Here is a 10,465-nt window from a genome sequence, read left to right as displayed (position 1 = left end):
GATTCCGCGTCGAATCACAGCCGGAGGACGGCTGGCCGGTGTGTCGTCGGCGGCGCCCCATCGGGGCGGTCGGACGGCACCGGCTGTACTAAGAGTGTCATAAGGATCAGTGCCCTTTTTGCATGTTGATCGGTTACTGGTGAGTTCTACGCACGAGTAACCGTGTCCTGGGTAACACCCCGTTGAAGCGGCCGCGCGGGCGCCGCGAACAAACCTGCTGCATGCAGGTGGTTACGGTCGAGTAGCTATAACTGCGCTGTTCAAGGCACGATTGTTATGTAATCGTTATGTTAAAAAAATCGGGTCGCTTAGGCGCCGCTGGCGCCGCGTCAGTCGCGCTGCCGGCGTCCGCGGCGCCCGAAAATGAGCGAACGAGTGTTTGCTGGACGCGGGCCGCGGCGAGCCCCTACGCCCACTGTCCGAATTGGGGCTTGAGGATTTCGTTGACGTCCACCCCGACCCCGGCGACGCTGCGCTTGTCGATCTCCACCTGGTGCAGGCTCGCGGCGGGATGGGTGAACCCCTTCGGCGAGCCCCAGTTGTGCTGCCAGAAGTATGAACCCAGGCCGTCCTGCAGCGCCCAATCGATGGTCTTCGAGTTGGCGTACACGCCGGTGCGCTGGTGCCCGATCACCGACTCCCAGGACCGCAGGTAGGGAACGACCTGCTGCTTGTACTGCTCGTAGGACGGGTCGTCATCGATTGACGCGTAGATCGGGGCGTTCGCCGGACCGCCGGCAGCGGCGTGCAGTTGCATGCCTCGCTGCGCGTGCTGCAGCCCGGCGCCGGCGCCGCCCAGCCAGTCGGCGGTGCTGCCCTTGCCGTACTGGTAACAGGAAACGATCTTGAGCCCGTTGCTGCTCAGGTCGCGGGCCTCGGAAACCTGAATCGGCTTACCGAGCATCCAGTTGCCGCCGGGCCGGCGGTCGGAGACGTACCGGATCGATCCGACGGCCCCGGCGGCCCTGATCTGGCTGGCCGGGATGACTCCGGCCGCGTAGTCCAACAGGGTGCCGAGCAACGCCGATGCCGGCGCGGCGCGCAGCGAGGCCGCCCCGACGCCCAGCCCTACCAGAGCTGGCGTCGCGGCCGCGAATTTGAGCACGTCACGGCGCGAGACCGACACATGCCACAGGGTACGACACAAACAACAAATGACACATGAGCAACAGCGGTCACATGCATCACGTTGGCGCATCGGTGGGCAGCACGATGACGCTGACCGCCTGCAGGCCGCGGCGTGCGGTCTGCATCGCGATCTCGTCGAGAAAACGGGCGGCCGCCGGGCTGATCGACCCGGCCCAGGCCCGAAAGCCCTGCACGATCACCGGGTCGTGCGTCAACAGGGGTTGCACCTCGCGCAGCACGGCCACCACGTCGTCGGGCAGCGGGTCGGCCAGCTGCTGGTCGATCCAGCTTTGCGCGAGTTCGGTTGCGGCCGACTCGCGCTCGTCCAGCGCAACGACATCGCCGGCGAGTTTGCGCAGTCGGTCGAAGAACACTTGGTGACCCGGCGTTTCGGCGAGTCGCTCCAGCAGCGTGCTGGCCGCCGGCGGCAGCGCCATCTGCCCGAACAGTGCGGGAACCGGCAGCTCCCATTCGTCGAACAGGTCGGCGTACATCGCGGTGACGGGCGCCGAGAGCGGGGCGGTGAGCCTGCCGATGACGCCGATGCTGTCGCGATGCCTGGTCGCCAGCGCCCGCAACAGGTGCTCGTCGACGTCGGCGGCGCCGGTATCGGTGGCCGCATCGATGGCGGCGATCAGCTGATCCAGCCGGTCGCGCTCGCGCACCAGCAGGGTGCGGTGCTCGTCCAGCAGCTCGGCCAGGGTGGTCTGGCCCCCGTCGAGCAGCCGCTGGATGTCGTTGATGCCGATGCCGAGGCTTCTCATCAGGTCGATGCGCAACAGCTCGAGCACCTGATCGACGTCGAAGACCCGATAGCCGTTGCTCAGATACTCGGCGCGCAGCAGGCCGATTTTGTCGTAGTGGCGGATGCGGCCCGACGCGATCCCGGTCAGGGCCGTGACGTCGCCGATGAGCAACTGCTCAGCCACGGCTTGACCTTACAACCGTCGTAAGGTCTCTACTGGTCGAATGGATCGCGATCAGCTCATCGACCTGACGCGGCGCGCCTTGAAGCTGGCCCGCGACAAGGCGACCGATCTCGCGCCGGGCGTGCATCTCGTCGACGCGGCCGATTACACGTCGATCGAGCGCCACGACCGGGACCGGGCGATGCTGATGGCCAGTCCCCAACTGGTCGGCTACGTTTCGGAGCTGCCCGGTCCGGGCTCCTACTGCACCAAGACGGTGCTGGGCCGATCGATCCTGCTGACCCGCACAACCGAGGGGTCGGTGAAGGCGTTCGAAAACGTGTGCCTGCACCGCCAGTCGCGGGTGGTCACGGGTTGTGGCAAGGCGAAGCGATTCACCTGCCCCTACCACGCGTGGACGTACGACAACAACGGGCGCTTGGTGGCACTTCCGGGACATGAGGGGTTTCCGGAAATCGCCGTCAAGTCCGACGGTTTGACCGAGCTGCCCGCCGCAGAATATGCGGGGTTCCTTTGGGTCGCATTGGATCCCGGCGCGCGCCTGGACGTCGCCGCGCACCTGGGACCGCTGGCCGACGAGCTGGACTCGTGGGGCATCGGGCGGTGGTCTCCGCTGGGCGAGAAGGTGCTCGACTGCCCGATCAACTGGAAGCTGGCGATCGACACCTTCTCGGAGAACTACCATTTCGCCACCGTGCACCGGCAGACGTTTGCCACCATCGCGCGCAGCAACTGCACGGTATTCGACTCGTTCGGGCCGCACCACCGGTTGATCTTCCCGCTCAACACGATCCTCGAACTCGACGGCGTTCCCGAGGAGCGGTGGGACCCGTTGCACAACATGGTCGTGATCTACGCGCTGTTCCCCAACATCGTGTTATCGGTGACCATCGCCAACGGCGAGCTTTTCCGGGTCTACCCCGGCGATGTGCCGGGCAGGTCGGTCACCGTGCACCAGAACTCCACCCCGCTGGACCTCTCGGACGAATCGGTGGCCGCCAGCGCTCAGGCCGTCTTCGAGTACGCGCATGCGACGGTCCGCGACGAGGACTACCGGCTGGTGGAAGGCCTGCAGGCCAATCTGGAGTCGGGCGCCCGCGATCGGCTGATGTTCGGCCGCAACGAGCCGGGGCTGCAGCATCGCCACATCAGCTGGGCTGAGGCGCTGGCGGGCTCAGCCGCGCCGAGCCTGTAAATTCGCAGCAAAAGTGCGGGTAGACGCCTGCGAATTTTCAGTCTCGGTGAGCCATTGCTTCAATCGGCCGCCGACAGGACGGTGATAAGGTCCTCGAGAAGGGTTGCCAGCGCGGCGTTTTCGACCCGCCCCACCCCGGCCAGCAACGAAGCCGCCTCGCCGCGACGCCCGGCCGCCACCAGCGGCACCACTTCATCCACCGCCGCCTGTAGGTCGGGTGCGGGTGGTTCGACGTTCGCGACGGTGGTGGCCAGCACCTCGACCAGCTCCCAGTCCCGGTAGAGCGCCAGCGAGCGCTCGTTGAACGCGAACCCGGAAACCGCTTTGCCCCAAAGCGTTCCGTGGTAGCGGTAGGGGCCCTCCATGTATTCGATCGGCAGGCCGTGCGCCGGGGCCGGCACCATCGGCTCGCCCACGATGTCCAACTGTAATGTGGCGCAGGTGATCCGGTGGCGGTCGGGCATGTAGCGGGCCGGGGCCACCGGCCGCACCAGCGGTCGCATCGTCTCCGGCCAGCGGACGTAGCTGCTGATCGTGACCTCGACGTCCTCGGCGCACTGCGGCGGTATCGCCGGGTCGGGATGGCTCGTCGTCACTCCGGTAAAAGGCTGCAGCGCATTGCCGTTCGTCCGGTCGAACTGGCGCCAGATGCTCAAGTCCACGCCGTTGTCGAAGTTGATGGTGCGCCACTCGTGCGACCTGGCCCGCGGGTCGCCGCCGGATCCCCCGCCGCCGGCGTACTTCGGGAACCACTGCCGGTCGACGTGACCGCCGCCGCCGTAAACCTGCTCGACCACGTCCCCCCAGCGCAGAGTCCCGGTCATCGTCAGGCCGGTCTGGAAATACGAGTACGTCTCGCTTTGGCCGAAGCAGACGATCTTCCCGTTGTAGGTCCCGGCGCCCACCGGTGTCGGTGCGCGCGTTGGGGTTACGGCCAGGTCCAGCCGCATGCGACGGCCGGAGTGGTCCTCGCCGACGAGGCTGACCCGATAGGTGAAAGGCAGCAGCTTCCCCTCGGCGTCCAGGCAGGTGGTCCACGACGCGGTGCCCGCGCCGCTGTGGTAGCTGATGTCAAGATGGCCCGACGCCATGTCGAGCTTGCGCCGGGCTCCCGGTTCCATGTTGGCCGGCGGCATGTCGTAGTCCGTATAGGTGCCGTAGTCGCCGGTGTCCAGATCGAACAGCGCCATCGTGTAGAAGTCCGCGACCACCGTGCCACCCGGCCGGTTCTTGTTGAAGATGGTCAGGAAGGCGAATGACCGGTCGCTGTCGGTCGCGTCGAGCCGGCCGGCGAGGAACCAGGTGTCCGATTCCTGGTCGGGATGTTCGCCCTCGGCCGCGGGGAAATCCAGTTGGGAATCCCCGGGTACCAACTGGAACGGGTAACTGCGCCAATCGCTGGTCATATCAGGCCTCGCTGCTTTTTTCGCTATGTTAGCGTCAATAGCGAAATCACGGTCGCGGCCCCGAGGAAGTGCCCGATGACAGAAAATTCCGCCCATCGCTCCTACGACGAGCTCTTCATCGGGGGGCAGTGGCGCAAGCCGGCCAATCCGCAGCAGCTCGCGGTGATCTCCCCGCACTCCGAAGAACCCGTCGGTCACGTGCAGGCGGCCGGGCCCGAGGACGTCGACGCCGCCGTCGCCGCCGCGCGGCACGCGTTCGACCACGGCCCCTGGCCGCGGATGACGCATGCCGAGCGAATGGCCAAGGTGGAACAGCTCGCCGCGATCTACGGCGGCCACATGGACGAGATGGCCGACCTGATCACCGACGAGATGGGGTCGCCGCGCAGTTTCAGCCGGCTCGGCCAGGGCGCGGCCGCGGCGTCGCTGATCCACCTCGCGCTGGCCGCCGCCCGCGACTTCCCGTGGACCGAACGGCGCCAGGGCGTCCTCGGCGAGGTGCACCTGAGCAGGGCCCCGGTCGGGGTGGTCGGCGCGATCGTGCCGTGGAACGTGCCGCAGTTCCTGATCATGCCCAAGCTGATCCCGGCGCTGATCGCCGGCTGCACGGTCATCGTCAAACCCGCGCCCGAAACTCCGTTGGACGCTTTGTGGTTGGCGGAGATGATCGAGCAGCTCGACCTGCCCGAAGGCGTGGTGTCCGTGCTGCCCGGCGGCACCGACGTGGGTGAGGCGTTGGTGCGCCATCCGGGCGTCGACAAGATCGCGTTCACCGGGTCCAGCGCGGTGGGGCGCCGCATCGCCACGCTGTGCGGCGAGCAGCTGAAGCGCTACAGCCTCGAGCTGGGCGGCAAGTCGGCGGCGATCATTCTCGACGACGCCGACATCGCCAAGACGGCGGCCGGGCTGAAAACGGCCGGCCTGATGAACAACGGCCAGGCGTGTGTCGCCCAGACCCGGATCCTGGTCAGCGATCGCCGCCACGACGAGGTCGTCGACGCACTGGCGGACATGATGTCGGCGCTGAACGTCGGCGACCCGGCCGACGAGGCGACCGACATCGGACCCCTTGTGGCCCAACGGCAACAGCGCCGGGTCCAGGAGTACATCAAGTCCGGCCGCAGCGAGGGCGCCCGCGTCGTCCTCGGCGGTGACAACAGCCCATCGGAGCGCGGTTGGTACGTGCAACCGACGCTGTTCGCCGACGCCACTAACGACATGCGCATCGCCCGCGAGGAGATCTTTGGCCCGGTCCTGACCGTGCTGCGCTACCGCGACGAGGCGGACGCGATCCGGATCGCCAACGAGAGCGACTACGGCCTGGCCGGTTCGGTGTGGACCTCCGACATCGCGCACGGCCTGGAGATCGCGGCCGGCGTCCGCACCGGCACCTACGGCATCAACATGTACACGCTCGACATCGGCGCGCCGTTCGGCGGCTTCAAGCAGTCGGGCATCGGGCGCGAGTTCGGCCCGGAGGGCCTGCACGAGTACGTCGAGCTTCAGACGCTGGTGTGCAAGGGGAAGTTGCCGCCGCTATAGCCGCCAGTATCAACCACTTTCGGGCATCTGCAGGGTGAGCTCCACCGGGCAGCACAGGACCCCGTGCTGATTGGTCACCTGGATTTCGAAGTCGACCAGGCAGCGCGGCGGGTCCACCGAGGTGTCGCGCCGCTTGGCCACCGCCCGCCCCCGTCCGATCATGGTGTCCCCGGCGTAGATCGACCCGGCCAGCCGCATCGAACGGCGCACCACGCGACTGCTCGGGCCCGCCCAGTCGGTCGCGACCCGGTCGGCGAATCCGGCGAGGTGCATGGTGTTGACGTAAATCGTCGGGTTGCCCTGGCTTTGGGCGTAGCCGGGATCGAAATGGCCGGGGAAGTAGTCCCAGGTCGCACCCGCGTTTTCCACGACCCGCTGGTAGCTGATGTGGTCGACGACCTCGGGCAGGTCGACGGGGACGTCTATCGCGTTCCAGTCCTGCTCGATCACGACGGCGCCCCAGGCGTGAAGCGGAACAACGTATTTCGGCAGGTGGCCACCACGTCGCCGTCCTGACGCCGATAGGTCTCCAGCGTCTCGACGAAATGGCCGACGCCCAGCCGCGTCCGCTTTTCCGGCGACACCGACACCAGTTCCTCAACGACCGTCAGCAGATCCCCCTCGACGATGGGCTGCAGAAATTCGACCTCATTCGCCGCGTTGATGAACGTGGTGCCCGGCAACGGCACCCGCAGCACCACCGACGCCACCGGGGGCCTGCCGGCCGGCTCCCACGGCGGCGGTATCAGCCAGCCCATCAGCAGGGCCGGCGGGGCGAGCAGCCCTCCCCACCTCTGCCGGGCGAACTCGGCGTCCCAATACGAGCGATTCCCGTCGTGGACCATCGCCGCGAACAGTTGGATGCGCGCGCCACTGACCGGGGTCGCCGCCGTGCGCGGTTCACTCTTCGCGCCGACCATGCGCAGCGCGTCGTCATAGCTGCCGAAGGCCAGCTGGTAGCTGAGGTCCGGATCCACGTAGCGGTATCGCTCACATGACGAGCGGGTGCCGGCTCGGCACCGAATCCCATGCCAGCACACGGGAAGTGAAGTACCAGCCGCCCCGCTCGTAGATCAGGGTGTCCCGGAAGGTCCCGGTGGCCCGGAGCGTGGTGTCGCCATACATCGCGGCGAACAGCACCGCGACGCAACGCATGCTGGCGTTGACGCCGTCGATGTGGATCTCGTGGTCGACGGTGACCAGCCGCTGCCCGTCGCCGCCGTCGAAGGCCGCGCGCAGATCGGTGAACAGATCGCCGTCGCGGGTGTAGCTGGCGCCGGAATGGCGGAAGGTGGCGATCCAGCGATCGCGGTCGCCGTCGGAGTAGGCCCGGTTGTGCCGGGCGCTCAGGTCCAGGATGGCAGCGCGCCCCGTCACGGCGTGGAGGAACTGCTCTTGCTGATAGGTCAGGGTCATCGTGGCTCTCCAGCCTGTGTCGGAAAATGACGCGAAAATTGCCTCATGTAACACTAACTTAACTTAGCGACTGACGATATAACCATGTTCTTCGCGATCCCACGTGGCCTCATTTACGCCACGACTTCGCAACAAATCTTTACGTATTCGTCCAATGACGTTCTTCGGAAGTTCATTGACGGTCTCGACAAATCGTGGCACACAGAAGTACGGCATCCTGGCGGCGCAGAAGTCGAGCAGCTCCGCGCAATCCAGTGTGGCGCCAGGGCGCAACGTCACGAACAAGAGGATGTCGTCTTCGCCCAACTCGCTGGGGACACCGACCGCCGCGGCTTCGGCCACCGCGGGGTGGCCCAGGACCACGGCCTCCACTTCGACGGAGGAAACATTTTCCCCCCGCCGCCGTAGCGAGTCTTTGATGCGGTCCACATATGTCAAATTCTGTTCGGCATCGAGTCGGCCCAAATCGCCGGTGCGAAACCACGCCGGGTGCGGGTCCACCCGCGAACCCTGGCTGACGTAGCCTTCGCTCATCACGTGCGGGCGCCTGGGCCGGCAGACGATCTCGCCCACGGCGCCGGGCGGCACGGGATCGCCGCGCTCGTCGACGATGCGCACGTCGAAGTCGGGGTTCGGCCGCCCCGACGTCCCGGGCACGCCCTCGTCGGACACGCCTTTGACGGCGATCGGAAACGCTTCGGTCATTCCGTACATCGTGACGATGCGGCACCCGTAACGCTTTTCGATCTCGGGGTAGGACTTCGCGTCGATGGGTGCGGCCGAGATGAATCGCAGCGGCAGCTGCGCGTCGCGCGGGTCCGCGGGCAGGTTCTGCAGCATCGACACCATCGCTCCCGCGCCGGCGAAGCCGACGGCGCCGCGGGCGCGGATGTCGTCCCAGACCTCGCCGGGATGAAAGGCCTTGGCCAGCACGGTCGTTCCGCCGACCAGCATCGGGGCCAGCACGCTGGGCGCCGCGCTGAGGTGAAACAGCGGCATCGCCGTCCACAGCGTCTCCCCCGGGCCGAATTCCCAGGCCGACGCGGCGGTGGCGGCCACACAGAACAGGTAATGCCAGGTCGTGGCAACGGCTTTCGACGGCCCGGTGGTGCCCGACGTGTAGAACAGCACCCCCACGTCCGTCGCCTCGACCGGGCTGTCGGTCAGCGGAACGTCGGCGTCGAGGTGCAACGTGGCGGTCAGCGAATCGTCCTGGACCACAACGCCGGTCACCGTATCGAGCTGCTCGACCACCTCGTCGACGCGAGAGCGCCGCTCGGCATCGGTGAAAATCACCTTGGCCCGCGACAGCCGCAACGTGTGCAGCAGAAACTCGCCCTTGTTGGCCGCATTCACCGCCGCGCTCACCGCGCCGATGCGCGCGGCGCCGAGCCAGAAGTAGACCCATTCCGGGCAGGTGGCGGTGAACAACGCCACGCAGTCGCCCCGGCCGACGCCCAGACCGGCCAGCATGTGCGCCGCCGCCCGGGACCGGCGCCGCATCTGCTCGAACGTCACGTCCACGCCGGCGATCGACATCATCACCCGGTCGGGATACTGCTCGGCCCGCCGGTCCAGCACGGCCGGCACGGTGAAGCTGTCGACCCCGAAGTCGGCGGGTCCCGGCATCAGGCTTTCGCGGCCGCCGGGTCGGGCGCGCCGTCGGCGGTGTAGCCGAAGTCCGACGGCGACGGCCGCTCGCCCGGGTAGAAGCGGTGCGCCCAGCGGCGAAGTGCGGCGTAGTCGTGCGCCTCTTCGGGGGCCAGGTTCGGCTTCTCGAGGTATTTCATGTTCTCCCAGGTGAAGAAGTCCTGTTTGATGACCTCTTGCTGTAGGGCCAGGAACTTGGCGGCGCGGCCGGTGGGCACGTCGCCGGTGTCGCCGGGCTCGCGAATGGAAGCCTGCGTGTAGAAGTAGTCGGTGTAGTCCTCGTCGACGGGTGTCTGCCCCGTCACCTGGACGGTGGCCACCAGCTCGCTCGGGAAGCGCACCAGCCCGAGGCCCAGCGAGTAGTTGTCGTAGATGATCTTGGCGTCGACCGGCCCGTTCGGGGTCAGCCACGTCGATGCGCGGCCGCCCCCGAAATGCGCGTTGACGGTGGCGTGCAGGTGGTAGCCGGACACCTCGAACGACGATGTGGTGGCGGGGTTGGCGGCCTTGTGCACGTATTGAACGTGGTACGGGTCGGCGGCGTTCTCGATGATCATCTGCGGGTGCACCTTGACCCGGTTGAGCATCTGGGTGTGCGGGTGCAGCGGGTAGTACTCGTTGGTCTCCAGCTCGGGCAGCACCGGCGGCTGCCAGTACGGTGCCCGGCCGTGCCGCTCGTGCCAGGCCAGGATGAACCCATACCACTCCATGCTCGGGTAGGTGCGGATCCGGACGTTGTTCTTGCAGCCGATCTTGCTGTAGGGGATCAGGGCATTGGTCCCGTCTCCGCGCCATCGCCAGCCGTGCCACGGGCAGACGATGTTCTCGCCCTCCACGGTGCCGCCGACGCCCAGGTTGGCGCCGAGGTGCTGGCAGTAGGCCTCCATCACGTGCACCTGGCCGGACTCGGTGCGGAAGAGCACCAACTCCTCGCCGAAGTAGTGCGCGCGCTTGACCTGGCCGGCGGCCAGGTCGGAGGAGAACGAGACGATGAACCAACCCGTCGGAAACCGGTAGGTCGACAGCGCGATGCCGGCCTGCCCGAACTCGCGTTCCGAGGGATCTGCGGCCGGATCCGAGGCCGAGTCTGAAATTGTGTCCGTCACGAGCGCTCCAAGTTCGACGATTACGTCTATTTTTACTATCTTAAGCATTGAACGTCAACGCGTGCTCAGCACGTCCGGGAAGCGGGGTTTCAG

The 10,465-nt window shown here is 67.0% G+C and carries 10 protein-coding genes; 2 read left to right on the top strand and 8 right to left on the bottom strand.

Annotated features, from left to right (window positions below):
• Nucleotides 1–406 precede the first annotated feature (406 nt).
• Nucleotides 407–1,126 carry a DUF1906 domain-containing protein gene (locus AWB89_RS03995; RefSeq protein ID WP_085171732.1) on the bottom strand — a complete coding sequence of 240 codons (720 nt, stop codon included), beginning with the start codon at nucleotides 1,124–1,126 and terminating at the stop codon, nucleotides 407–409.
• A 58-nt stretch (nucleotides 1,127–1,184) separates the two neighbouring features.
• A complete protein-coding gene (locus AWB89_RS03990) occupies nucleotides 1,185–2,057 on the bottom strand; it encodes a MerR family transcriptional regulator (RefSeq protein ID WP_085171730.1) in 873 nt (290 codons plus the stop codon).
• Nucleotides 2,058–2,097: 40 nt separating this feature from the next.
• Between AWB89_RS03990 and AWB89_RS03985 the strand changes: the two genes are divergently transcribed.
• Nucleotides 2,098–3,252 carry an aromatic ring-hydroxylating oxygenase subunit alpha gene (locus AWB89_RS03985; protein WP_085171728.1) on the top strand — a complete coding sequence of 385 codons (1,155 nt, stop codon included), beginning with the start codon at nucleotides 2,098–2,100 and terminating at the stop codon, nucleotides 3,250–3,252.
• Between the two features lie 59 nt (nucleotides 3,253–3,311).
• Here AWB89_RS03985 and AWB89_RS27465 read toward each other — a convergent pair whose 3' ends face one another.
• Entirely contained in the window at nucleotides 3,312–4,658 is a 1,347-nt protein-coding gene (locus tag AWB89_RS27465; RefSeq protein ID WP_085171726.1) for a secreted hydrolase, read from the bottom strand.
• A 75-nt stretch (nucleotides 4,659–4,733) separates the two neighbouring features.
• On the opposite strand from AWB89_RS27465, the gene AWB89_RS03975 reads away from it, so the two are divergent.
• Nucleotides 4,734–6,200 carry an aldehyde dehydrogenase gene (locus AWB89_RS03975; RefSeq protein ID WP_085171724.1) on the top strand — a complete coding sequence of 489 codons (1,467 nt, stop codon included), beginning with the start codon at nucleotides 4,734–4,736 and terminating at the stop codon, nucleotides 6,198–6,200.
• A gap of 9 nt (nucleotides 6,201–6,209) precedes the next feature.
• On the opposite strand, the gene AWB89_RS03970 is transcribed toward AWB89_RS03975, so the two are convergent.
• The 5 genes from AWB89_RS03970 to AWB89_RS03950 all read right to left on the bottom strand — a co-directional run bounded on the left by AWB89_RS03970 (nucleotide 6,210) and on the right by AWB89_RS03950 (nucleotide 10,372).
• Nucleotides 6,210–6,650 (bottom strand): MaoC family dehydratase, encoded by a 441-nt coding sequence (locus AWB89_RS03970; protein ID WP_085171722.1) that lies wholly within the window; start codon nucleotides 6,648–6,650, stop codon nucleotides 6,210–6,212.
• Entirely contained in the window at nucleotides 6,647–7,120 is a 474-nt protein-coding gene (locus AWB89_RS03965; RefSeq protein WP_170929060.1) for an FAS1-like dehydratase domain-containing protein, read from the bottom strand. The genes AWB89_RS03970 and AWB89_RS03965 overlap by 4 nt, the downstream gene beginning before the upstream one ends.
• 70 nt (nucleotides 7,121–7,190) lie before the next feature.
• Nucleotides 7,191–7,616 (bottom strand): nuclear transport factor 2 family protein, encoded by a 426-nt coding sequence (locus AWB89_RS03960; RefSeq protein ID WP_085094242.1) that lies wholly within the window; start codon nucleotides 7,614–7,616, stop codon nucleotides 7,191–7,193.
• A gap of 63 nt (nucleotides 7,617–7,679) precedes the next feature.
• Nucleotides 7,680–9,245 carry an AMP-binding protein gene (locus AWB89_RS03955; protein WP_085171720.1) on the bottom strand — a complete coding sequence of 522 codons (1,566 nt, stop codon included), beginning with the start codon at nucleotides 9,243–9,245 and terminating at the stop codon, nucleotides 7,680–7,682.
• Nucleotides 9,245–10,372 carry a Rieske 2Fe-2S domain-containing protein gene (locus AWB89_RS03950; protein ID WP_174627806.1) on the bottom strand — a complete coding sequence of 376 codons (1,128 nt, stop codon included), beginning with the start codon at nucleotides 10,370–10,372 and terminating at the stop codon, nucleotides 9,245–9,247. Before AWB89_RS03950 ends, AWB89_RS03955 begins: the two co-directional genes overlap by 1 nt.
• Nucleotides 10,373–10,465 lie beyond the last annotated feature (93 nt).

This window comes from Mycobacterium paraense (assembly GCF_002101815.1).
Classification (GTDB): Bacteria; Actinomycetota; Actinomycetes; order Mycobacteriales; family Mycobacteriaceae; genus Mycobacterium; species Mycobacterium paraense.
Note: the sequence above shows the minus strand (reverse complement) of the source record. Positions and strands in the feature narration are given on the sequence as shown.